Raw genomic sequence first — 26,584 nt, forward strand, 5'->3', positions numbered from 1 at the left:
ATCATCAATTCAAATATAACATATTAAATACAAAGAGGAACGTTTCGTTCCTCTTTACTTGTAAACTTAAAATATAAAAAAATCCTGGCAGAAATATATAATAATAAGCTTTAATACAATTTCTTCCAAATTAAAATAAAGAAAAATGAATTTAAATATGTTAAAATAAAGTAAAATCTTAAATTAAGATTTTTAATGATAATTTTGTTAAAATATTATTGTATAAGAGTAATTGTCAACAAATAGATAATAGATAATTATTTAGCATTATAAAATAAGTAACTTAAGGGGAGAACTATGAGTAACTTTAACTTTCTAAATGAAAAATATCCAGAGCTTGCCAAGTTAGGCGAGTTTGCTGAAAAATACATATACCAAGACTCAAATACAGCTTTCATAAAGCTAGGAATATTTGGAGAAACAATAGTAAAATATATAATAAAACTAGAAGATATAGACGAAATATATATAAGTCATGACAAAAGTCAAATAAACAGAATAAAACTTCTAAAAAAAGAAGACCTACTACCAGAAGAAATAGAAAGCATATTACAAATACTAAGAAAGAAAAGAAACCCAGCAGCACACGAAGGATACGAAAATGTAGAAGAGGCAAAAGTAAATTTAAGACTTGCACACAAACTAGCAAACTGGTTTATGGAAGTATATGGGGATTACTACTTTGAAGCACAAGAATTTGTAATGCCAGAGGAAAACAGCATAGAAAGTAGTAGTGAAAATCTAAAAAAACTAGAAGAAGAATATCAACAAAAAATAAAAGAATATGAAAATCAACTTAATAATCTAAAATCACTTAATGAAAATAAAACAGAAGACATAGCTAAAAAAGAAAAATATCTAAGAAAAGAACGCTCTAAAAAAATCGCTAAAAACATGGATTTAAGTGAAGAAGAAACAAGAATGATAATAGATGAACAACTAAGAAATGCAGGGTGGGAAGCAGACACTAAAAACTTAAGATATTCAAAAGGAACAAGACCTGTAAAAAACAAAAATATGGCAATAGCAGAATGGCCAACATCATCTAAATACAAAAAGAGTGGATATGTAGACTATGCACTATTTTGTGGAGAAAAATTAGTAGGATTTATAGAAGCTAAAAAATACTCACAAGATGTAGGTAGTCATATGATAGAAAATAAAATATATGCTAAAGGTGTAAAAGAAGAGCACATAGACTATGTAGTTGGCGGATGGGAAGAATACAACGTACCATTTTTATTTACATCAAATGGTAGAAAATATATAGAAGAAATAAAAGAAAAAAGTGGAGTACATTTTCTAGATTGTAGAAAGCCTACAAATAACCCTAAAGTACTTCAAAACTTCTACACACCACAAAATATAATGGAACTTTTACAAAGTGACTTAGAAAAATCAAATGAAGAACTAGACAAACTATCATTTGACTTTTTACAAGATCCTAAAGGAGTAGGACTTAGATATTACCAAGTAGATGCCATAAAAGCAGTAGAACTTGCTATAAAAGAAGAAAAAGAATCAGCCCTTATAACAATGGCAACAGGAACAGGAAAAACAAGAACAGTACTAGGCCTTATATATAGACTACTTAAAACAAATAGATTTAAACGTATACTATTTTTAGTAGATAGAACAAGTTTAGGAAACCAAGCTAGTGAAACATTTGAAGAGGTGAAGATAACAGACTTATTAACACTTAATCAAATATACAACATAAACAAACTAGAAGATAAAAAAATAGACAAAGAAACAAAAGTACATATAGCAACAGTACAAGCAATGGTAAAACGTATAATGTACAATAGTGATGAATCTCAAATACCAGGAGTAGGAGATTATGACGCTATAATAGTAGACGAAGCTCATAGAGGATATATACTAGACAAAGAAGTATTAGAAGAAGAACTAGAATACAAAGATGAAAAAGACTTTTTAAGTAAATACAAAAAAGTAATAGACTACTTTGATGCATTTAAAATAGCACTAACAGCAACACCAGCACTACATACTACACAAATATTTGGACCACCAGTATATAGTTATACATATAGAAATGCAGTAATAGATGGATACTTAGTAGACCATGAACCACCACACATAATAAAAACAAAACTAAGTGAAGAAGGAATACACCTTAAAAAAGGACAAACTGTAGTAAAATATGATCCTGTAACAAAAGAAGTAATAAATGGTGCAGAACTTGAAGATGATGTAGAATTTGAAATAGATTCATTTAACAAAAGAATAATAGTAGAAAGTCATACAAGAGAAGCTTTAATGGAAGTGGCTAAATATATAAGTCCAGATGATGAAGGAAAAACACTAATATTTGCAACAAATGATTATCATGCAGATATGATAGTTAGAATACTAAAAGAAATATATACAGAGCTACTAGGTGGAGTAGATGATGATAGCATATTAAAAATAACAGGAAAGTTAAAAGATCCTGAACTTGCTATAAAACAATTTAAAAATGAGAAATATCCAAACATAGCAGTAACAGTAGATTTATTATCAACAGGAATAGACGTACCAAGAATAAATAAACTAGTCTTTTTAAGAAGGGTAAAATCAAGAATACTATATGAACAAATGCTAGGAAGAGCAACAAGACTTTGTGATGATATAGGAAAAACTCACTTTGAAATATATGACTGTGTAAAATTATACGAAGCACTAAAACACGTTACAACTATGAAACCAGTAGTAGTTGATAGTAAAGAAAGCTTTAAACAATTACAAGAACAACTAACTGGGGATATAAATATAGAAGCAAAGAAAAACATAGTAAATAAAGTAATAGCAAAACTACAAAGAAAGAAAAAACTAATAAAAGAAGAAGCAGTATTTAAATCATTAAGTGGAAATAAATCTCTAGCAGAGTTTATAAAAGAATTAAAAGAATTAGATACTCAAAGTGCTATAAAGACATTAATAGAAAATGACAAACTAATAAGCTACTTAGATGAAAAAGCAATAAATAAAAATCTAATAATAGTAGCTAATGAAATAGATGAAGTAGTAGAACACACTAGAGGATATGGAAAAGGTAAAAGACCAGAAGATTATATAAATGAATTTGAAAACTATATAAAAGAAAACATGAATGAAATAGCAGCATTAAATGTATTATGTACAAAACCAAAGCAAATGACTAGAAATGATTTAAAAGCTATAAAAGCAATACTTGATGATAATGGATTTAGTGAAGAATACCTAAAAACTGCATATAAAGATATGACAAACGAAGAAATAACAGCAGATATAATAGCTTTTATAAGACAAAAAGCAATAGGAAGCGCGCTTATGTCTAAAGAAGAACGAGTTAAAAAAGCTATGAGTAAAATAAAGAAAGAATTTAAATTTACACCACTTCAAGAAAAATGGCTACAAAAAATAGAGAAATATATGATAAAAGAAGTTATAATAGACAAAGAAGTATTTGAAATTGGTAACTTTAAAAGAGAAGGTGGATTTAAGAGATATAACACAGTATTTGATGATAAATTAGATGAAGTTATAGATAAATTAAAAGAGCATATGTTTAGTGATAATGAATTAGCATAAGAAAGGAAAGACAACATGAACACACAAGAAATAGTAAACAAACTTTGGAACCTTTGTAACGTACTTAGAGATGATGGTATAACATATCATCAGTACGTTACAGAACTAACATACATTTTATTTTTAAAGATGGCAAAGGAAACAGGAGTAGAAGATAATATACCAGAAGGTTATAGATGGGGCGATTTAACAAAACTATCTGGTATAGAGCTTAAAAAGTTCTACAAAGAATTACTAACACATCTAGGAGAAGACTGTGATGGTAGAGTAAGGGAAATATACAATGGAGCTTCAACAAACATAGAAGAGCCTAAAAACTTAGAAAAAATAATAAAAAGCATAGACGAACTAGACTGGTACTCAGCAAAAGAAGAAGGACTAGGAGACTTATACGAGGGACTACTTGAAAAAAATGCATCTGAGAAAAAATCAGGAGCAGGTCAGTACTTCACTCCAAGAGTACTAATAGATATTATGGTTAAATTAATAGATCCAAAACCAGGAGAAAGATGTAATGACCCTGCATGTGGTACATTTGGATTTATGATAGCAGCAGACCATTATATAAAATCTAAAACAGATGACTTATTTGATTTAGAATTAGATGAACAAGAATTCCAAAGAAATGAAGCATTCTCAGGATGTGAGTTAGTACATGATACGCATAGACTAGCTATGATGAATGCTATGCTTCATGATATAGAAGGAAATATATACCTAGGAGATACATTATCAAACTTAGGTAAGCAAATGAAAAACTTAGATGTAGTACTATCTAACCCACCATTTGGTACGAAAAAAGGTGGAGAGAGAACTACTCGTGATGACTTAGTTTATCAAACTTCAAACAAGCAGTTAAACTTTTTACAACATATATATAGATCACTTAAAGCAGATGGAAAAGCAAGATGTGCAGTAGTTCTTCCTGATAATGTATTATTCCAAGAGGGTGATGGTACTAAGATTAGAACGGACTTAATGGATAAGTGTAATTTACACACTATACTTAGACTTCCTACAGGAATTTTCTATGCACAAGGTGTTAAGACTAATGTGCTGTTCTTTACTAGAGGTGTTGATGAGAAGGAAAATACTAAGGATGTTTGGTTCTATGATTTAAGAACTAACATGCCTAACTTTGGTAAGACTAATCCACTTAAGGAAAGTCATTTTGATGATTTTGTTAAGGCTTATATGGCAGAGGATAGAGAAGCTATAGAGGATGAGAGATGGAATAAGATAAGCAGGGAAGAGATAAGAGAGAAAAATGATAATCTTGATTTAGGGCTTATTAAGGATGATAGTATACTAGATTATGAGGATTTGCCAGATCCTGTTGAAAGTGCTGAGGAAGCTGTTGCAAAGCTTGAGGAAGCTACTGATTTACTTATGAGTGTTATTAAGGAATTAAAGGCTTTAGGTGGTGAGTAGGATGGCGAAAAAGAAGTTGACGATTGATGATGTGCTTGTGCCTAAGGATGAGATTCCTTATGAGGTGCCTGAGAATTGGTGTTGGGTTAAGTTAGGTTATATATCTAAAGTAACTATGGGACAAAGTCCTAAGGGAAGTAGTTATAATGATGAAGGAATAGGTGAAATACTTATAAATGGGCCCGTAGAGTTTGGACCAACTCCATTTTCAAGAACACTAGAAAAGAAATGGACTACTGAACCCACTAAGATGTGTGATAAAGATGATATTATAATGTGTGTAAGAGGATCTGTAGGTAAGTTAAATATCGCTGGAAATAGTGCTTGTATAGGTAGAGGAGTATGTGCTATAAAACCATTTATAAATGAAAAATATTTACTTTATATTCTTAATTTTAAGCAAGATGAAATAAGTAGAATGGGGACAGGAACTACATTTTTAAATATAAGTAGCAAAGATATACATAATATATCAATTCCAGTACCTCCTTTAGCTGAGCAAGAAAGGATTGTTAATAGGATTGAGAGCCTTTTTGAAAAGGTTGATAAGGCGGCAGGACTTGTTGATGAGGCTAGGGAAGGTTTTGAGAAGAGAAGGGCTGCTATTTTGGAGAGGGCTTTTAGTGGTGAGTTGACTAAGAAGTGGCGTGAGGAGAATGGTGTTAGTGATGAGTGGAATAAAATAAGTTTAGAAGGTATATGCTCTTTTAAAAATGGATTGTCTAAAAGGAGTGGTAAAGAAGGAATAGATAAAAAAGTATTAAGATTAGCAGATATAAATATTAAAGAACATAAGATATATTGTGATGAATCAAGGGTAATAAAACTAGTAGATAAAGAGATTGAAAAATATAAAGTTGAAAATAATGATTTGTTATTAATAAGGGTAAATGGAAGTAGAAATATTGTTGGAAAAGTAGTTGTTTATGAGGGGAATGATATAGTTGCATATTGTGACCATTTAATAAAGATTACACCAGATAATAAATTAATACTTAATAAATATTTGTGGTATTTAATAAATTCAGATTCAGTGAGAAAAATACTGCTAGATAGAGTAGTTTCCTCAGCAGGTCAAAATACTATAAGTCAAGGCAGTTTAAGTGGAATTATAGTTAAACTTTCGACTATAGATGAGCAAAATGAAATAATTTATACTTTAGACAAGTTATTCAATAGTGAGTTTAATATTGAAGAGTTAGCAGGTATTGGTGAAAATATAGATATTATTAAGAAATCTATTTTAGCCAAGGCTTTTAGAGGAGAGCTTGGAAGTAATGATTTGGATGAAGAAAGTAGTATTCAATCATTAATAAAATTAATATAGAACTATACTATGTAGACTTAAGACCTATATTTTATATAGGTCTTTTTAACATAAATTTATTATATAATTTGTTTATAACTTAAACTATATTGAGAGAGTATTTAAATTATGGTAAAATAAACCTATGAAAAAATAGAGGAGTATTAGGTAATGAATGATAATTTTAAAAATTTAAATATCAACAGAAATAATTTAAATGGTTTGATTAAATCATATTGTGAAGCTAACATTGAGGGGGAATTTAAATTTACTGAAATAATATCAATTAATGATAAAAATAATGTATATCAAGCTCAAGTTGAAAGCAATGGCAAAATATCATTATTGAATTTTTACTATAATAGAAATGGTACAACAACAATTTCATATAAAGTTGGCAAAAATCAAGCTTTGTCATTAGAAATATCAAGATACATAAAACAAAATGGAGTAGTGGATGATAGAAATAATATACACTCTACTATTAAAAGTGTTGATACTGAAAGTTTTGAATTATTAGTTGAGTATATTTCTGAAGAAGTAGATACTGACATTATTGAAAAGTTAGAGATACCATATGGTTATAAATATAAATTTAAGAGTAATAAATTTAATGATTCATTAACATTAATTCATTACTATACTAAAAATAAACTTACAATTCAAGGAAAACCATTATATTTATACAGTGAAGTAATTAGTTTCTTATCTGAATTTATAGGATTTGAAGAGATAATTGATAGCCAAGCTGCTATGTATAATATTGATTTGAAAGCTGAAGATGTCAGAACAGAAATCAATGAATGTTTAGAGAAGAGTTATGACTATTTAGGAGAAAATTTAAAGAGTGTTTTAAGTCCAGCATTTGCATTAAGAAAAATTGAGATAGAAATGGATGACTATTCTGTATTTGTTTATCCAGCGCTGAGAGCATTAGAGGGATATCTTAAAAAAATAATATTTGAAAAAAATATTGAAATAGATAGGAATTTTAATATGTTTGAAGAACATTCTATAAATAGAGGATATTATTGCTTAAAATATAAAATAGCACAGGAATTGGGGTGCAGTAAAACAAGAAATTGTTTAGAAAAAATTTATAATTTCTTAAGGGTAAACAGGCATCCTTTATTTCATGCAAGCTATGATGACTCTTCAATATTAATAATTAAAGATAGAAAAGAGGCAAATAGAATTGTTAATGAAACTATTGCTTTAATAGAAGAAACTTATTGTGAAATAGAACATACAATAAAATGTGTATTAAATTAATTTATAGTAGTAATAATTATATAAGGATAAAGAAAAGGAGGTGGAATTATGCAAATATATGAAATAGCAAAAACTAAAGATATAGAGTATAGCAGTATAATATTTTCCACCGACTGCAGTAATCCAATTGATGATTTAACTAACATAGAAAAAGATTTAAGACATGAAGGATATATAGGTAAAGTTATATTTGATTTATTGCTAGTAAATGGTAATTGCAATAACAGATTTATTGAAGCATTTTTTAATGGACAGAAATTCGATAGACAGAGTTTTAAAAATCATAATTTAATATCTCAAGAACTTAAAGCTATAATAACAGATTTCTACTATATAAATTCTGGTATTGTAGAAAATAGCAGACTTTCTAAACCTATTAAGTTTTTAATAAAAAGAAAAAAGTTACCTTTTAATTAATTTTACATAAATGAAATTTAAAGATTAATTAATTAGAAATAACAATAGAAATATGCCTTGTATAATATTAAAAAGTCCTCTTTATTTTAGGGGACTTTTATAATATATAAAATAATATAATTTATCATACTGTAACTACTACTATATACAGTAAAACAACTAGAAAATATATGGGTACATTGGAAATAATAACATAAATTCAATAACTACAAAAGTACTATACAAAATAATAAATTTAAATAAGCAAGCAAACTTACTTATCGCGTCTTTGGGATGTAGGAGGTATTGAAAAATACCTTACTCTATATAAGGAGATAAAGTGTTGAGTTTACATTAATGTTACAAAAAATGGAATTTTTTTTAAATTCTTGCATATCATATAGTAATTTTTAAGTATCTATATGAGGGGATGATTATAATTAAAGATAATAAAATTAATGTAGGGATAAAATACCTAAAAACAAATTTAAAATACGAAATAGAGGGTATTAAAAGCTCTATATGTCAGCTGATTCATAATTCTGTTGAGGCAAGAGATAATAAATTGACAAAAGAAGATCCTTGTAAAATTAAAATTATAATAGATACAGACTCAATTTCTATTAATGATAATAGTGGAGGAATAAAAAAAGAAATTGATAGTGATGGGTTATTTACAATTGAGATAGATAACTCCAATCTAAATTCAGGAATAGGCATGAAAAGAGCTTTTCTAACTTTAGGAAACAGCATGACAATTACATCTAATCAAAAAAGTAACTCTAGAAAATTTATAATAGAGCCAAATGATAAGAATACGAACCTAATACATAAAAGTTATAATACAAAATATGAATCTACAGAACCTGAAGGTACAAAAATAGAAATAACAAATCTAGAAAAAGTAATTATTAAAGAAATAGAAAAAGTTGAATTTTATAATAAGCTTATAAGAGAACTAGGTTATATATACAGGTATCTTATAAATAAAGAATTGTTACAAATTGTTGTTGAAAATAAAAAAAATAATGAGGATCTAAATATTTCTGCAATAGATATAGATGGACAATGTATAGATGAAACAGTATTAACAAATAATGCAACATGCTATTTATATAAAACTAATGGTAATAATTTGAGCGGGGTTGAAGTTTTTAGTAAAGATTTAATGAGATATAATGCTAATGAAGGAAAAAAGATAGTTAAATGGAATCAACTAAGTGAGATTGGTCATTCATACAAAAACTGTTTGGTAGTAATTATAGATTATGAAAATAATACTAGTATAGATAATATTTTTAACGGAGAAATTTGTGAAGAAATAGAAAGTTTTATCCAAAAGAACAGTTTTAAATTTAGAGTAAATGAAACTAGTATTCAATTTTCTAAACCTATAAATGAAGTTGAAAAATTAAAGAAATATTATAATGTTGAAAATAATAAAAAGCTGGGAGAGAAAGGATACTTAAAACTTCTAGCAGAGTATGATGATGACAATGATAAATTTAAATAGTTATATAAAATAAAAGTATAATTTCTTCTATATAATAAGATTATCACAGTAGATAAAATAGCATAGTATATTAATAAATTAATAAAAACTTTCATTTATTGGATTATTATGAAATTCAGTTTTAAGTATAAATTGAGAAATAGAATATAAGCAAAGAACTAGTCTAAGACTAGTTCTTTGCTTAGTAAGAAATAAAACTAATTTTTTATTAGAAAATCAATAACTACAAGTATATAAACGAAAAATAGAATGGATGTGAGAAATACTAAACAAGTACTAAATCTCCACTCTTAATTAGAACGAACAACTACTGTAGAAGAAAGAGGTAGCCTATGTTTTCTTCTATAAGGATAAAAAATAAATACTCCTTTTGGACTAGACATATCAAAAAATATATGGGATATATAACCTAAAGGTATAGGTAGAATATAAATTTTATACTCTTTATAAATATTAAAATAGAATATATTTATTAAAACATGATGTTATAGATTTTCCTAGAGCAAAGTCTGCGATTTTAAAGTATATTAAAGATGTTGATGATGATAGTATGTATCATGCTTTTTAGTATTTAAATCAAGATTATTATGATTCAGTTCAGAAAAAAGGTAAGCTTAAGTTAGTACATTATATAGATGGAAAGTTATATAAAAGTGATGCTTTTGCTAAGGTTTTAGATGATGCTGAAAGTAGACAATACATTGAATATGTTATTAATTATGGTATTCTTAGATATGAAAAAGAGTTTAAGGAAGAGTATTATGGAGCACCATTCTTTAAGCTATATGAGCAGTATAGTATGGTAGATGCTGCGTATTTATCTAATTATAGAAAGATACATTCTTCTTTTAGAGGTAGTGGGTTACTTGTTAATGATAATGATTATTTCCTATTTATTGATCTTCACAAGGAAGAGGGTATTGATGAGAGGATTAATTACAAGGACAAGTTTATAAGTGAGGGGTACTTCCAGTGGCAAAGTCCTAATGCTACTAAGCAAGATAGTGATATGGAAAGAATATTATTTTTAACAAGGATATAGGGGTTAGTCTTCATTTGTTTGTTAGAAAGTATAGAGAGCTTGATGGAAAATCTGAGCCTTATATTTAGAGGGAATTTTTGGAGAAGGTATAAAGTTATAAATAAAATATTATATAAGATAATATTCAATTAATCCCCCTACGTTTAAAAATAGACGTAGGGGGATTTACATTTATTATTTATTTTTTACAAAGAAGTTTCTTTTAAAACTAAATTTTCGTTTCTCTCAATTAGAGTTCTAATAGACCATTCATTTTGGAATAACACTACTGGGTTGCTATTTTTATCCTCAACTAATAATGTATCCATTGGCATTGAAAGCTTACCATATTTGGAAAGATCATTTTCAATCCAACGTACATAGCGATAAGGTAGTGAATTCATTAGCATCTCAACACCATATTCTTGTTTTAGACGATATTCTAAAACTTCAAATTGTAAAACTCCAACTACACCTATAATAAGTTCTTCCATACCAGAATTAGGTTGTTTGAATACCTGTATAGCACCTTCTTCTGATAACTGTGTAATACCCTTTACGAACTGCTTTCTCTTAAGAGCATTTTTTGTAGATACTCTTGCAAAATATTCAGGCGCAAATTGTGGTATACCACTGTATTGTAAATTTGATTGCTTTTCACTTAATGTATCACCAATGTTAAATATGCCTGGGTCATGTATACCTATAATGTCACCTGGGTAAGCTGTATCTATTATAACACGGTCTTGTGCTACAAACTGTTGAGGTTGAGAAAGTTTTATCTTTTTCTTTCTTTGTACATGATTTACTGTCATACCTTTTTCAAATTTACCAGAGCAAATTCGAAGGAATGCAATCCTATCTCTATGAGATTTATCCATATTGGCTTGAATTTTAAATATAAATCCTGAGAAGTTATCCGAACTAGGGTCAATATCACCTAAATTACTACTACGAGGAGTTGGTGGTGGTGTTATTTCTAGGAACGATTCTAAGAATGGTTCTACACCAAAGTTAGTAAGGGCACTTCCGAAGAACACAGGCGTTAATTCACCATTTAATATTTTATCTAAGTCAAAATTATCTCCAGCAATATCTAAAAGTTCAATATCTTCTAGCAATTTTGAATGAAGAGCATCACCTAATAAAGTATTAAATTTTTCATCAGATACATCTCCAGTTATAGAATTAGCAATAGATTGTCCATGGTTACCATCATCAAATAATTCAACTTGATTTTTATGACGATTAAACACACCTTTAAATTCTTTACCAGAACCAATTGGCCAGTTTACTGGACAAGAACGAATTCCTAAGACATTTTCAATATCTTCAAGTAGCTCAAATGGATCTTTTCCTTGACGGTCCATTTTATTGATGAAAGTGAATATTGGAATTCCTCTCATTTTACAAACATGGAATAATTTCTTTGTCTGATCCTCAACACCTTTAGCAGAGTCAATAACCATTACTGCACAGTCTGCTGCCATAAGAGTTCTATAAGTGTCCTCACTGAAATCTTGATGCCCAGGAGTATCAAGAATATTTATACAAAAGTTATTATATTCAAATTGAAGAACACTTGATGCAACTGATATACCTCTTTGTTTTTCAATTTCCATCCAGTCAGATACTGCATGTTTTTGAGATCTTCTTGATTTAACTGATCCTGCTTCACGAATGGCACCACCATATAATAGAAACTTTTCAGTTAATGTAGTCTTTCCTGCATCGGGATGGGAAATGATTGCAAAGGTTCTTCTTCTTTTAACCTCATCAATCAAGCTTAAATTTTGTTGTGTCATTTTTTATCATCCTTTATTTTAATTTTATGATTATATAAATATAAAAAGTTATACTTAATAATAGTTTTAAAATGAACATAATTTTCTATGTACTATAAAAAACTACAGTCTTTTTGATATTATAACTTTATTGCAAAACTGTCAATATAGAAACTTTTTTATATTCTATTTACATTATTATAATAATTTTCAGGAACGTTAGGTGTAGGTTATAATACAATCTTTTAATATATTAAAGTTTAGCATATAATTACAGTATAAATAGATGATAATTATAGTTTTATAAAAGATATAGATATATTAGATTTACATTTGGAGGAGAAGCATGAAAAAATATGATGAAGTAGAACTAGCTTTATGGGTTGCAGGTGCAGCTATGACTTACAATACTTATAAGAGAGATATAAAATCAGGGGATTTAAAACTGGATAATTTTATGTTCAAACAATCAGAAATATTAAAAGAAGCAGAAAAAATTTGTACAAAAACAATAAATGTTGGAAGGATTTCTAGAACTGTAAATGGGGATCATCAAAGCAACATTTATAATTATTATAGGGATTTTAATCAAAGAAGAAGACTTAGCTATATTGGTGAATTTGATGGAGATAGAGAGTATCCCTCTAATCTAAATAAAGAAGATGTGGTAATCACAGACTATGGGAGTATAAAGATAAAAGAAATATTAGATTTTCTAGAAAATGAATACAAGGATCTAATTATTAAAAATAGACAAAACAAATTAATAGAAATATTAGATTTCCTAAAAATATATGCATACAAATCATATAAAAATCCAGTAAATGAAACAAATCTAGTAGAAAAGTATATGCTAGAAAATATAAAGTCTAAAGGTCAAAATGCATTATCTTTATTTAAAGGTATGTGTACATCTCTAGAAGATGAAAATTATAAAAATAAATTATCTACAAAATGGCTAGATGGAAGCAATAGATATGTAAGAGGCTACTTATGGTCAGAGCTAAAACATAAAGATAAAAAAGATCTACCCAGTAGTATCTCAATAGTTGCAGAGAAAAAAAATGAACAAGTAAAATTTATAATATATTTAGAAATAAGAGATGAAGATTCTAATAAAGAATATTATGTAAGACACAATAAATTCTTAGATACACTTGATATTGATAACGAAGATTTTGAATATTTCGGAACTACGCATAAAGGTATATCATTAAATGATCTTGATAAATCTGAAATAAAAAAACACATTAAAACGGTTATGGATAAAGAAACTCAAAAAGTACGTATAGGAAAATCTTTTAGTTATGATTTTGTTAAAGATAATAGCAGTGAATATATAATTGATATTATGAAAGACACTGTAAATAGATTGAAAAAGTATTATGAAATAGCTGTTCAAGAAGGGGATGAGATGGATATGAGTGCAACTAAAAACAATAGTGGTCCTAAGAATGTAATACTATATGGTCCTCCTGGTACGGGAAAGACTTATAATGTTTGTAACAAAGCTCTAGAAATAATAGACTATGAAAAATATAAGGAAATTATAAATGATCCTTTAAAAAGGGATGAAGTAGTTAAAGAATTTAATAAGATAAAAGAAGATGGATTAATAGGATTTTGTACATTCCATCAGTCATATTCATATGAAGAGTTCGTAGAAGGTCTAAGAAGTGATAATAGTGGAGGATTTACTCCAAAGGATGGTATATTCAAACAATTATGTAAAGATGCAAATATACAGGGGCAAAGAGAACTTCCAAAGTATGAATTTGATGAAAAAAAGATAGCAGTACACAAGATGTCACTAGGAGATACAAATAGTAAAGAGAATATGATATTTGATTACTGTATAAAAAATAACTGTGTTGCATTAGGATGGGGTGAAGACATAAATTATTTAGGATGTAATGATAGGGACTTAGTAAAATTAGAGTTTAGAGAAAAATTTGAAAAAGCTAAGGACAATGATTTTAATATAACTGCTATACATAGATTCAAAAATGTAATAGAAGAAGGCGATATAATTATAATATCTCATGGAAATCACAAAGTAAGAGCAATAGCAAAAGTTACAGGTGAGTACTATTATAATCCTAATACAGAAATTAGATACAATCATTTCAGAAATGTAGAATGGCTATATAATGGAGAGCTAATAGATGTAAACGTGATCATGAAAGATAAGGTATTTTCACAGCAAGCTATATATACATTCTATGATGAAGATTTAAGATTTAATGCTATAAAAGAGATTATATCATATAAACCACAAGAGGATGATGATAAGAAAAACTATGTACTTATAATAGATGAGATAAACAGAGGTAATATATCTAAAATATTTGGAGAGCTTATAACACTTATAGAAGAAGATAAAAGAATAGGAGAGAAAAATGAATTGAAAGTAACTCTTCCATATTCTAATGAATCTTTTGGAGTTCCAAATAATCTATACATAATAGGAACTATGAATACAGCAGATAGATCAATCGCACTACTTGATACTGCACTTAGAAGAAGATTTGACTTTATAGAGTATATGCCTAATGAAGAATTACTTTCAAAAGATGTAGAAGGAATAAATGTATCTAAGTTACTAAAGACTATAAATGATAGAATTGAGTTTTTACTTGATAGAGATCATAAAATAGGACATGCATATTTTATAAAAGAAAAGCTAAGCTTTATAGACCTTATATCTATTATGAAAAATAAGGTTATTCCATTACTTCAAGAGTACTTCTATGATGACTTTGAAAAAATAGAAATGATTCTAGGAGGTAGTGGCAAGATTGGAAATAATGACTACTTACTAAATAAATCAACTATTAAAGCAAGCAGTTTATTTAAAAATAGTCAAGCTTTTATGTATCCGGATCAAGTTAAGTATAGCGTAGTAGAGAAGCCTAATAAAGAAGCTTTCATAAGAGTATATGATGATATAAAAGATGAAACTTTAGATAATACAAATCCATACAATGAGGAATAGTTTTATGAGACATATAACTATTTATGAATGTTATGATAAACTTAAAATTACAAAAGAAGGATCAAATACATCAATAAGTGTTAAAGAATCTGATGAGTTAAGTAGATATATAGAAAGTCAAAAACTAGATAATAGAAATATAATTTGGTCAAGAGATAATGTAATTTTTATAAATTATGTTGGATTTATAAAGCTATCTACTGTATCTATAGAGATATTACCTAAGGTTGATATAAATAGTAGTGACTATGAGGGCAGTAGAAAAGCATTACTCAATATGCTTAATAAAAGTGGAATAATAAATTTTAATTATTCAAATTTGGGTATGCTTAGTATATATAAAATGGATTTGAATGAAATATTGGCTCTAATTTTTGCTAAGATTCTTCAAAGTCAGTTGATAATAGGGCCATATTTAGAGTATGTGAATGTAGAAGAAAACAGCAAATCTTTAAAGGGACGCATATTAGTTAAAGATCATATCAAAAATATATCTAGATGTAGAAGTGATGTATTTTGTAAATTTGAAGAGTTTTCTATAGATAATACATTAAATCAAATATTTAATACTTGTATAAAAAAGACTATAAAAAATGTAAAAAACTCAGAGACTTTGAAGATTTTAAGTCATATAAATGTTATATTTTCTGAAGTATCATATATTGATACGAGTAATAAAAAGATATTAGATTATAAATTTACTAGGTTAAACTCTAGATTTGAACCAAGTTTATTATTAGCTAAGATGCTTTTAAATGGATATTCATCTATTGGGAATAAAGGTGATGATAAGTCTTTTGCTATATTATTTGAGATGAATGATGTTTATGAAAGATATATAACTAATTTGCTTAGATTAAATTTAGATAAATATGTAGTTCATTCGCAGCATAGTAAGTATAAACTACTTAAGAATGAAAAAACTGATAGAGATATATTTTCACTTCAACCAGATATTGTTATAGAAATTGACGGTAAGGAAAAATTAATTATAGATACTAAGTGGAAAAAGATTGATGAAAATTTAAATAGATATGGTGTGAAAAGAGATGATTTTTATCAGATGTATGCTTATTTAACCAGGTATGAGGACGTTAGAAGTGCTATTTTGTTATATCCTAGTAGTTGCGATGAGAGTAGTGAATATTTAGAGTCTTGGTACTTAGATCAGAATAAAAATAAGAAGATAAGAGTGCATGCTGTAAGTCTTTATGATGAATATAGAACCATAGAAATACTCAAGAGTATTATAGAAAATAATATTTAAAATTTAATAATATATTCCTGTACTAAAATTTAGGTTTGGTAAAATAGAAAGAAATAAATTATAAAAATAGATAGTTGATGTAGTTATACTATATCAACTATCTATTTTATTATTCATTAATAAGTTTATTAACAGCAGGAGCCCACTTTAAAGACTCTAAATTTTCTCTTTTAAACCATATAAGTTCAGAATGCTCATTAGAAGTAGGAACACCTTCAATTATCCTACATTTCATGCATATAAGATTAACTATAACATTTTCATACTCATGAGTGTTATCATGAAAAACTTCTAAAGCTTCAACTCTACAATCTAACTTTTCCACTATTACCTCGTTCTTTATTATACATAATTATACAACATGTTTAGAAATGGTTAAACAGGTAACATAATCTAGATAAAAGAGCAATTAAGTGGAAGGATTGTGTGAATATATTAAACAATTTTATGCTTATGCAAATACTAACAAAAAATAATAAGAAGAAATTTCAAATCATATAGTATAAGAAGGATAGATTTATTACCATAAAAATAAAATGGAGGGATTGTGTTATGGATGATAACAAGAAAATCCAATTTTATGGAGGCAGATGGATATCTTTCTTACCATTTCTAGTATTCTTAATAGTAGCAATATACATATCTATACTGCAAGCACCAGATGTAAAAGGAATGTGGATTGGTGCACTATTTGGAATCATGATAACTTTTTTATTATCAAAAGACAGAATGTATTATGCTCAAGTAGTTATAGAAGGAATGGCAGACAAAACAGCTATAGTACCAATAGCTTGTTGGATATTTGCAGGAGTATTTTCAGCAGTATTAAAAGACTCAGGACTTGTAAATGGTATAATATGGTTAGCATATAATCTCGGTGCAAGTGGTACTGTGTTTACAGTAGTAACATTTTTAGCATCGGCCCTATTTGCAACAGCAGCAGGGACAGGGTTTGGAACTATAATGGCAGGTATGGCAGTATTGTATCCAGCGGGTGTTTTACTAGGATGTAATCCAGCCGTTTTAGCAGGAGCAATAGTAAGTGGTGGTATATTTGGAGATAACTTAGCTCCAGTATCAGATACAACCATATGTTCAGCAACAACACAAGGAGCAGATGTTGGTGGAGTTGTTAAATCAAGACTTAAATATGCACTAGCGGCAGCAGCCATAGCTATAGTAATATTTATAATATTTGGTGGAAAAGGTGGAACAGTTTCAGAAGTTCCATATGATATGATAGCACAGTACATGAACCCAGTAGGGCTTGTTATGTTAATACCAGCTGGTATAACAATATACGTAGCAATTAAAAAAGGAGATATAATAGTTGCAGCAACTATAGGAACTATTTTATCGATAATATTTGCTTTAGTATTTGGTCTTACTACATTTGAAAGATTATTCTTTGTAGAAGATGGTGCAGTTGGAGGAGTGCTAGTTAATGGTATAACTGGAATGGTTGATATATGTATATTAGCATTATTAATACTTTCATGTGTACATATTATGAAGGTTGGTGAAGGTGATAAGAAGTTATTACAACTAGCTGAAAAGTTTGTACATTCAGTAAGAGGTGTTGAAGCATCTATAGCAGCTTTAGCAATAAGTTTATCTGCTATAATGGGGCTTAATGCACCACCTATATTAGCAATTGGTAGTTCTTTTGCAAAACCATTAGGTGAAAAATATAATATACATCCATATAGAAGAGCTAATCTATTAGATGCAACAGCTTGTACGCTTGTTTATTCTCTACCATGGACACCAGCACTACTTATGACACAATCTTTAGCTCAACAGGCAAATGCAGATTTTGGAAGTTTAGTTCCTGCACTTACTACAACTCAAATAGTGCCATGGGTAGTTCATGCATGGGCATTATTAGCAGTTATGATATTTGCTATAATAACTGGATGGGGTAGACAGGAAATAAAGAATAGTGATAGCCAAGTTGGATAGTTAGACTGATGAATTATTATTATCATAAAATATAATTTTAGTAAAATTATATTTTGTATGCTGATGAAAGGTTATAGTTAATGGATATGTAAACATCAATACTCTTTAAATTAAGTAATATATGGAATGATATACAAGATATATAGCAGAATATAAACTATAACACCCTACGTCTTAAAAATAGACGTAGGGTTTTTATTTATAAAAAATAAATTTATAAAATAAGTTAAAGGATTAAAATATTATAGTTAAATCTTGGTTAAATAGACTAAAATATGAAGTATAAGTTAATTAAAGTAGTATATAAATAAAAATTGTAGTTGATATGTAGTAAATTTAAATAACATATAATTGTGTTTAAAAGATAAAAGTTTTTATATTCAAATAGGTTTTGTTTGGATAAGTTGTAAGAATATTTTTAGTATGGTAATATCTTATTTGGCATTTAATAAAATCTAAATAATAAATGAGGATGAGAAATATATGAAACGTATAAACATACTAGAAGAAATATCAGATGGAAAATTATATGACATTGAAGACACAGTAAAGGCAGATACATGTGGCTGTGATGGGTGTAGTGATTGTTGTTGTGATGTTGGAGAACTAGTGGTGCTTACACCTTTTGATATATATGAAATGGTAAATTATTTAGGTGTAGGATTTGATGAATTACTAGGAAATCAAATTAAATTACGCGAAAACAACAAAATTTTATTACCATATTTAAATATGCAAGATGATAATAAGAAAAGATGTAGCTTTTTAAACGAAGAAGATAGATGCAGCATTCATGCTAAACGACCAAATATTTGTCGTTTATTCCCTCTTGGAAGAGTGTACAAAGATGATGATTTTAAGTACTTTTTACAGGTAGGAAATTGCCCTAAAGAAAATTTAAAAGATGTTAAGGTTAAAACGTGGGTAGGAATTGAAAACTATGATGAAAATAAGAAGTTTATTTTAGAGTGGCATAAATTTATTAAAGCATTAACTTTCCGTTTAAAGTTTGTAAGAGATGAGAGTGAAATAAAAGAAATAAATGAAATTTTACTAGATGAATTTTATCGTATTAAGATAGATGAAGGAGAGAATTTTTACTTTGTATTTACAAAAAATTTACCTAATATAAAAAATAGATTAGGTGTTATTTAAAAAGAGTATAGAAAAAATAAATCAATATAAATAGCAAAGTCACTATTAGATGTTAATATTATAGTTTTAAAAATAAGACTAAGTATTGAATAATTGAATAATTTAAAATATAGTCCTATAATAAAATAAAAAATCAAGCTTTTAGCGTTAGTTAGGAGCTTCATTTTTTAAAAATACTTTTAATTATTATTGAAAGATAATTTTTCATCTTTTGATTTTCCTAAAATGATTATAGAACGTATATTAATATATAGCTAGACCTAATTGAATATAATAGTGAAGCATAGAGAATATGATTAAAATAAATATTATGTTGAAATAAGCAGAATAAATAACGTTTATATAGGTATATATAGGTGGTAAAATAATTATAAGTATTACAATCTATATTTATTATATGGAGGAATATTATGCTTAAGTATTTAACTAAAGAAGATTTACCAGAGTCTTTAATTGATATTGAAGAAGTAATAGGACTTGATAATGTTAAGGAACTTATAAAATTAGCTGGTGGAAGTAGTGTTTATATACCTAGTGAAAATAGTGTATTAAAACCTATTAGAAATAAGATAATTAGAAAATCTTTTAATGGTAATTATAAAGAGCTATCGAGAAAGTTTGGTATAAGTGAAGTACAAGTTAGAAACATCATCAATTCAAATATAACATATTAAATACAAAGAGGAACGTTTCGTTCCTCTTTACTTGTAAACTTAAAATATAAAAATTTCCTGGTAGGAATATATAGATTATAATTTATATGTTTTGTATTAAAAATAAAATAATAACATATATATAATTAAATATAAAACTAGGGGGGATAATCTATGGAGTATGCTGATTTAGACTGGAAAAACCTAGGATTTAAATATAGAGAAACAGATTATAGTTATATATCTAGATATATAGCTAATGATTGGGATGAAGGTAAAGTAAAACAAAATAGACTAAGTATAGATGAAAAAAAATTAGATATAGATTATATAAAACAGTATTTCGAAGGACTAAAAGCATATAGAAGTAAAGAAGGAGATATATACTTATTTAGACCTTATGAAAATATAGTGAGATTAAATAGAAATTGTGAAAAGCTATTAATGCCAAATATACCAAAAGAAAAGTTTATAAAAGCATTAAAAGATGTAGTGAGAGCTAATGAAAGATTCGTACCACCATATGATAGTAAAGCTAGCTTATATATAAGACCATTTATAAGTGAAATATCAAACCAATCAAACCTTAAAATACCAAAAGAATACATATTTTCTATATATGTAACGCCAGTAGGACCTACACCTATGAATCTTTCAAATATTATAATAACCAAAGATAGGAAAAGAATAGATGAAGTTAGTAATAGTACTAAAAGCTTAAAAGATAAAGAACTTATATATATAAATAAAAATAACAAACTTGAAGACATAAATAATACAAATCTTTTTGTTATAACTAAAAATGATGTGTTTATAAGTTTAAAATCTTCATCAGGACTACCTAGTATAATAAAAAATTCCCTTATGTATATTGCTAAAAGCTATTTAAATATGAAGGTAGAAGAAAGAGATATATATTTAGAAGAAATAGATAACTTTTGTGAAATTGGAACTTGTTCTACTAAATACATGATAAAGCCTATAAAAAGTATTATATATGAAGATAAAGAGTATATAGTGCAAAAGAATAAGATTGGACCTATTACTAATGAACTTTATGATATATTAAGAGGAATACAATATAAAGATATACAAGGACCAAAAGATTGGGTCATTAAAGTTTAATTAGAATACTATTAAACTTTGATGTAGTTTATAAATATTATAATATAAAAATAGGGAGCTAAAAACTAGCTCTCTATTTTTATATAACATGGATGGATTTAGATTATTATTAAAAAATAAGAAGATAAAAGGACAAGCTAAATAGTAATTAATAAAAATAGCTTAAGAATAACTTAAAAAATGCATCATAAAATAATTACTAGTAAAGGTAGATTTTTAACTATAATAAGTAATTTCTACAAGGGGGATTTTTTATGAATGTAAATTTAATAGGTGTACCTACAAATCATGGATGTGACAGAAATGGAGCTCAATACGGGCCTAAAAAGCTTAGAGAAGCTAATATAGTAAACATAATGAAAAAAAATAAACTAAGTATATATGATATGGGAGATATCTATGTAGAAGATATTAGAGAGGAAGATAAGTTTTTAAGCGATAAAAATATAAAGTACTATAATAGCATATATAATGTTAATCTAAATTTAGCACACATGGTATATACATCTTTAAATAATAAAGATTTTCCAATTATAATAGGTGGGGATCATAGTATAGCATTAGGAAGTATATCAGGTGCAAGTTCATACTTTAAAAATTTAGGTGTAGTTTGGATAGATGCACATGGAGACTTTAACACAGAAGTAATATCAGAAAGTAAAAATTCTCATGGTATGCCTTTAGCTTTTTTATGTGGTTATGGAGATGAAAGATTAGTAAACTTATATAGGCATAAAACTAAACTACATGAAGAGAATGTATTTCATATAGGTGGAAGAGATATAGATATAGAGGAAAGAAAATTATTAGATAATACTAAAGTTAGTATGTATGACAAAAATAGAATTAATAAGTTAGGAATTGAAAAGATAATACATGAAATAATTGAAAAATGTAAAAAACAAAATGTAGATGCAATTCATATAAGTTTAGATATAGATTTTATGGATAAAGATATAGTTAAAGGAACAGGAACAAGAGTTAGTGATGGATATAGCATAGAGGATACAAAACTTATATTAAAAGAACTTATAAATAGTGGACTTGTTAAATCTATGGATTTTGTAGAATTTAATCCGATTTTAGATGAAAACAATGAAACTCTTAATATATGTACGAACTTATTAGAATATACATCTAACTTAATTAAAAAGTTAAAATAAATAAAATAATTACAGATATATAAGTTATAAATAAGAACGATTTGTAGATAGATGCAATAGTATAGTAAGGGGTGAAGATATGACAAAAGCATATTATTGTCCTTACTGTAAAAACAGACTACAAGTAAAAACTTGTTGAGGAGGAGCAAAATATAATTGCAGGTTCTGCAATAAGATAATTGCAAATGCTTATGTTTTGACAGAGGAGAAGTTAAGAGAAGAATTAGATAAAAAAGATAAATAAGTGTATAAATAATAAATAAAGCTACCTAATATTAGCTAAATTATAGGTAGCTTTATTTATTGTTTATTTTAAGATCTAAAACTTCTTTTTAAAGATAAATTGACAATATTATATAAAAATATACCCACAAATAAGTTTATAATACAAGTAGGTAGTACTATTGTTAAAAATAAAGGTAAAAATGGAGCAGGAAGTCCTACGATAGCTTTAGCAAATATTAAAAATATGGTACCACTAACTAAAGTACCAAAAGGTAGTATAATCATAGCTAATACACTTTCTTTTTTACTTTTAAGAAATTTATCTAAAAGCTTTATTTTATAAAACATAAACATTAGTAAATATATAAAATTAGCAGTTATAACTTTATCTAATAAATTTGGTATTTGACCACCTGGAAACTTTGTAGTTAAAGCTGTAAATATTCCAGTGACAATTGCAGATATTACACAAGTTTTATAATCATCTTTATTAAGCATCATTACTATAAATAACATAGCAAGTGTAAAATTAGATTACATAGGTAAACCTAAAACAAAAAATAGGTTGACGTAAATGAAAAAATAAACTACTATATAATTAGTACCAGGTAATAAAAGGAGAATACAAAATGTTATATGAAATGACAAATAAAATAAAAAATGGATATTTAATAAATAGAAAAGAAGCAATAAAACTATTAGACTATGACTTTGAAAGTTTAGGAAAGTTTGCAAATGAAATAAGAGAGTATTTTTTACAAAATGAATTTGACATTTGCTCAATAGTTAATGGTAAAAGTGGAAGATGTAGTGAAGACTGTAAGTTCTGTGCACAGTCATCTTATCATACTACAGATATAGAAGTTTACCCACTAAAAGATACAGACTATTTTGTAGAAGATGCAAAATATCACAAAGATAGAGGGATAAAAAGATATTCAATAGTAACATCAGGAAAAAAATTAAGCAATATAGAAATAGATAAAATAGTAAACTCTTATAAGTCTATAAACAAATATGTAGACATAAAAACATGCGCATCACATGGTTTACTTAGTAAAGAAGATTTAAGAAAACTTAAAAAAGCTGGTGTCAAAAGATATCATAATAATTTAGAAACATCAAGAAATTACTTTGATAATATATGCACAACACACACTTATGATGAAAAAATAAAAACTATAAAAGACGCACAAAGTGTAGGACTAGAAGTTTGTAGTGGAGGTATATTTGGTCTTGGAGAAAGTGAAATAGATAGAATTGATATGGCTTTTGAGATTAGAGATTTAGGGATAAAGTCGATACCACTTAATGCACTAGATTATATAAAAGGAACAAAAATAGATAGTAAATCTATTAAGGAAGAAGAATTTTTAAAGATGGTAGCCATATATAGATTTATAAACCCAAGTGCTCAAATAAGATTAGCAGGTGGTAGAAATTTACTAACAAACTATGGAGAATTAGCTTTTAAATGTGGTGCTAATGCTACTATAAGTGGTGATTTATTGACAACTTGCGGAAATAGCATAGCTGACGATATAAAAATGATAGAAAAATTAGGATTTGAAATTAGATAATTTAAAAGATTGGATGATAAATATGGGAAAAGGTATATTTGTAATAGGAACTAACACAGACATAGGAAAGACTTTTGTAAGTGGAGCTATAACTTATAAATTAAAAAAACATAATAAAAATGTAATACCATATAAGCCAATACAAAGTGGAGGTATAGAAGAAAATATAAAAATAATACCGCCAGATATTAAATATATAAGAGATATTTGTGATTTAGATATAGATTATAATACTATGAATACTTACTGTTTAAAAACAGAGGTATCACCTCATTTAGCGTGTAATATAGAAAATGTATATATAAATAAAGAAAATATAATAAATCATTATAACAAACTTTTAAAAATATATGATTATGTTGTAGCTGAAGGTGCTGGAGGTATAGTTGTTCCAATAACTAATGATTATTTTTTATATGACCTTATAAAAGACTTAAATATGGATGTAGTAATAGTAGCAAGTGCATCTGTTGGAACTATAAATCATAGTGTATTAACCTATGAGTTTTTAAAGTCTAAGAATATAAAATGTAGAGGAATATTTATAAACAACTACAAAAAAAAGTTTTATGAAGACGATAATATAAAAATGATAAGGGAAATAACAAAACTTGATGTAGTAGGTATATTAAATAAAATTGATAACTTTACAAAAGAAAATATAAAAAAAGAATACGATAAACTTGATTTAGACAATATAATCTCACTATTTGAGTAGATAATTATATTTAAAATAATAATTAGAAATTTAAAAATATATTTTTATTAAGTTAAGGGAGGAGATTATAAGTATGAAAAAACTTCAAGAAAAAGACTTAAAATATATATGGCATCCTTGCTCTCAGATGAAGGACTATGAAACCTTTAAGCCTATAGTAATAGAAAAAGGTAAAGGAGCATTTTTAGAAGATGTTAATGGGAAAAAATATTTAGATGCAGTTTCATCTTGGTGGGTAAATTTATTTGGACACTCAAACGAAAGAATAAATAAGGCCTTATACAATCAAGCAAATACGTTAGAACATACTATATTTGCAAATTTTAGCCATAAGCCAGCCATAAATCTATGTGAAAAAATTATAAGTATAACTCCAGATAGATTAGATAAAGTATTTTTTGGAGATAATGGATCTTCAGCTATAGAGATAGCTTTAAAGCTAAGCTTTCAATATCATCAACAGATAGGAAAGTGTAAAAAAACAAAGTTTGTAAAAATTAGTGATGCTTATCATGGAGAAACAACAGGTGCTTTAGCAGTTTCTGATATGGATTTATACAGTAAAATATATAAACCAATGTTACTTGATACTATAAAAGTAGAAGGACCAGATTGCTTTAGATGTAAGTTTGATAAAAATAGAGACACTTGTAATGCAGAGTGTTTTATAAATATGGAAAATACTATAAAAAAAATTCATGAAGAAGTAAGTGCAATAATAGTAGAACCCATAGTTCAATGTGCAGCAGGTATGAAAATATATTCGCCTAAGTATTTAGTTCACTTAAGAAAATTATGTGATAAGTATGAGATAAATCTAATGGCTGATGAAATAGCAGTAGGTTTTGGGCGTACTGGTAAAATGTTTGCTTGTGAGCATAGTGATATTTCACCAGATATAATGTGTTTATCAAAAGGACTTACGGCAGGGTATATGCCATTATCATTAGTTTTAATGGGTAATAAAATATATGATGCTTTTTATGATGAATACAATACAATGAAGGCATTTTTACACAGTCATAGTTATTCAGGAAATGCACTAGGATGTAGTGTAGCAGTTGAGACTTTAAAAATATTTGAAGAAGAGAATGTATTAGATAAAAATAAAGATAAAAGTAATTATTTAAGAAAAAAGGTAGAAAGTGTATTAAAAGATATACCATATGTTGGTGAGTACAGACAAATAGGTATGATAGGTGCTATAGAATTAGTTAAAAATAAAGATACTAAAGAACCATTTGAAAGTGAAAAAAGAGTAGGATACAACATATATCAAAATGCCTTAGAAAAGGGAGTTTTACTTAGAGCTTTAGGAAATATAATATACTTTATGCCACCATATGTTATAAGCAAAGAAGAAATAGACTTTATGGTAGAAGTAGCTAGAGATAGTATAATAAAATACTTTAAGGAAAATCCAGTTATTGATAAGGAGATGTAAT

The 26,584-nt window shown here is 27.2% G+C and carries 19 protein-coding genes and 1 pseudogene; 17 read left to right on the forward strand and 3 right to left on the reverse strand.

Annotated features, from left to right (window positions below; translation table 11 throughout):
• Window positions 1–297: 297 nt before the first annotated feature.
• The 7 genes from hsdR to I4U89_RS03750 all read left to right on the forward strand — a co-directional run bounded on the left by hsdR (window position 298) and on the right by I4U89_RS03750 (window position 10,533).
• On the forward strand, window positions 298–3,573 hold the full coding sequence (gene hsdR, locus I4U89_RS03720) for a type I restriction-modification system endonuclease (protein WP_195938452.1): 3,276 nt from the start codon (window positions 298–300) through the stop codon (window positions 3,571–3,573).
• 15 nt (window positions 3,574–3,588) lie between these two features.
• Window positions 3,589–5,004, forward strand: a complete 1,416-nt coding sequence (locus I4U89_RS03725; RefSeq protein ID WP_195938453.1) for a class I SAM-dependent DNA methyltransferase — start codon at window positions 3,589–3,591, stop codon at window positions 5,002–5,004.
• A 1-nt stretch (window position 5,005) separates the two neighbouring features.
• Window positions 5,006–6,331, forward strand: a complete 1,326-nt coding sequence (locus tag I4U89_RS03730) for a restriction endonuclease subunit S (protein ID WP_195938455.1) — start codon at window positions 5,006–5,008, stop codon at window positions 6,329–6,331.
• A 150-nt stretch (window positions 6,332–6,481) separates the two neighbouring features.
• On the forward strand, window positions 6,482–7,582 hold the full coding sequence (locus I4U89_RS03735) for a type II toxin-antitoxin system RnlA family toxin (protein WP_195938457.1): 1,101 nt from the start codon (window positions 6,482–6,484) through the stop codon (window positions 7,580–7,582).
• 48 nt (window positions 7,583–7,630) lie between these two features.
• A complete protein-coding gene (locus I4U89_RS03740; protein ID WP_195938459.1) occupies window positions 7,631–7,999 on the forward strand; it encodes a type II toxin-antitoxin system RnlB family antitoxin in 369 nt (122 codons plus the stop codon).
• Window positions 8,000–8,408: 409 nt separating this feature from the next.
• Window positions 8,409–9,491, forward strand: a complete 1,083-nt coding sequence (locus tag I4U89_RS03745) for an ATP-binding protein (RefSeq protein ID WP_195938461.1) — start codon at window positions 8,409–8,411, stop codon at window positions 9,489–9,491.
• Between the two features lie 631 nt (window positions 9,492–10,122).
• Window positions 10,123–10,533, forward strand: a complete 411-nt coding sequence (locus I4U89_RS03750) for a DUF3427 domain-containing protein (RefSeq protein ID WP_334298959.1) — start codon at window positions 10,123–10,125, stop codon at window positions 10,531–10,533.
• Window positions 10,534–10,718: 185 nt separating this feature from the next.
• Here I4U89_RS03750 and I4U89_RS03755 read toward each other — a convergent pair whose 3' ends face one another.
• On the reverse strand, window positions 10,719–12,317 hold the full coding sequence (locus tag I4U89_RS03755; protein WP_195938463.1) for a peptide chain release factor 3: 1,599 nt from the start codon (window positions 12,315–12,317) through the stop codon (window positions 10,719–10,721).
• Window positions 12,318–12,642: 325 nt separating this feature from the next.
• Between I4U89_RS03755 and I4U89_RS15790 the strand changes: the two genes are divergently transcribed.
• Both I4U89_RS15790 and I4U89_RS03765 read left to right on the forward strand, forming a co-directional pair.
• On the forward strand, window positions 12,643–15,291 hold the full coding sequence (locus I4U89_RS15790) for an AAA family ATPase (protein ID WP_279311294.1): 2,649 nt from the start codon (window positions 12,643–12,645) through the stop codon (window positions 15,289–15,291).
• Between the two features lie 4 nt (window positions 15,292–15,295).
• The gene (locus I4U89_RS03765) at window positions 15,296–16,558 is read left to right on the forward strand and encodes an McrC family protein (protein ID WP_195938465.1); all 1,263 of its coding nucleotides are present in this window, start codon (window positions 15,296–15,298) and stop codon (window positions 16,556–16,558) included.
• Window positions 16,559–16,667: 109 nt separating this feature from the next.
• Here I4U89_RS03765 and I4U89_RS03770 read toward each other — a convergent pair whose 3' ends face one another.
• Entirely contained in the window at window positions 16,668–16,883 is a 216-nt protein-coding gene (locus tag I4U89_RS03770) for a hypothetical protein (protein WP_195938467.1), read from the reverse strand.
• Between the two features lie 227 nt (window positions 16,884–17,110).
• Here I4U89_RS03770 and I4U89_RS03775 point away from each other — a divergent pair, with 227 nt between their 5' ends.
• The 5 genes from I4U89_RS03775 (at window position 17,111) to rocF (ending at window position 22,616) form a co-directional block, all read left to right on the forward strand.
• Complete coding sequence (locus I4U89_RS03775; protein ID WP_195938469.1) at window positions 17,111–18,520, forward strand: Na+/H+ antiporter NhaC family protein; 1,410 nt, start codon at window positions 17,111–17,113, stop codon at window positions 18,518–18,520.
• A gap of 483 nt (window positions 18,521–19,003) precedes the next feature.
• Window positions 19,004–19,675 carry a YkgJ family cysteine cluster protein gene (locus tag I4U89_RS03780; RefSeq protein WP_195938471.1) on the forward strand — a complete coding sequence of 224 codons (672 nt, stop codon included), beginning with the start codon at window positions 19,004–19,006 and terminating at the stop codon, window positions 19,673–19,675.
• A gap of 410 nt (window positions 19,676–20,085) precedes the next feature.
• A complete protein-coding gene (locus I4U89_RS03785; RefSeq protein ID WP_092926106.1) occupies window positions 20,086–20,349 on the forward strand; it encodes a Mor transcription activator family protein in 264 nt (87 codons plus the stop codon).
• A gap of 153 nt (window positions 20,350–20,502) precedes the next feature.
• On the forward strand, window positions 20,503–21,453 hold the full coding sequence (locus I4U89_RS03790) for an aminotransferase class IV (protein ID WP_195938473.1): 951 nt from the start codon (window positions 20,503–20,505) through the stop codon (window positions 21,451–21,453).
• A 254-nt stretch (window positions 21,454–21,707) separates the two neighbouring features.
• The gene (rocF, locus tag I4U89_RS03795; protein WP_195938475.1) at window positions 21,708–22,616 is read left to right on the forward strand and encodes an arginase; all 909 of its coding nucleotides are present in this window, start codon (window positions 21,708–21,710) and stop codon (window positions 22,614–22,616) included.
• Window positions 22,617–22,928: 312 nt separating this feature from the next.
• Here rocF and I4U89_RS03800 read toward each other — a convergent pair.
• Window positions 22,929–23,360 (reverse strand): annotated as a pseudogene (locus I4U89_RS03800) (tryptophan transporter); the annotation flags it as partial.
• Between the two features lie 110 nt (window positions 23,361–23,470).
• Between I4U89_RS03800 and bioB the strand changes: the two are divergent.
• From bioB to bioA, 3 genes are all read left to right on the forward strand, one after another.
• Window positions 23,471–24,421, forward strand: coding sequence for a biotin synthase BioB (gene bioB / locus I4U89_RS03805; protein WP_195938479.1), 951 nt, complete (start codon window positions 23,471–23,473; stop codon window positions 24,419–24,421).
• A gap of 22 nt (window positions 24,422–24,443) precedes the next feature.
• Window positions 24,444–25,139, forward strand: a complete 696-nt coding sequence (gene bioD / locus I4U89_RS03810) for a dethiobiotin synthase (RefSeq protein WP_195938481.1) — start codon at window positions 24,444–24,446, stop codon at window positions 25,137–25,139.
• A 73-nt stretch (window positions 25,140–25,212) separates the two neighbouring features.
• Window positions 25,213–26,583: an adenosylmethionine--8-amino-7-oxononanoate transaminase gene (bioA, locus tag I4U89_RS03815; RefSeq protein WP_195938483.1), complete on the forward strand. Its 1,371-nt coding sequence runs from the start codon at window positions 25,213–25,215 to the stop codon at window positions 26,581–26,583.
• Window position 26,584: the final 1 nt, after the last annotated feature.

Origin of the sequence: Romboutsia sp. 1001713B170131_170501_G6, assembly GCF_015668195.1 — a bacterium.
Taxonomy (GTDB): Bacteria; Bacillota; Clostridia; order Peptostreptococcales; family Peptostreptococcaceae; genus Romboutsia_C.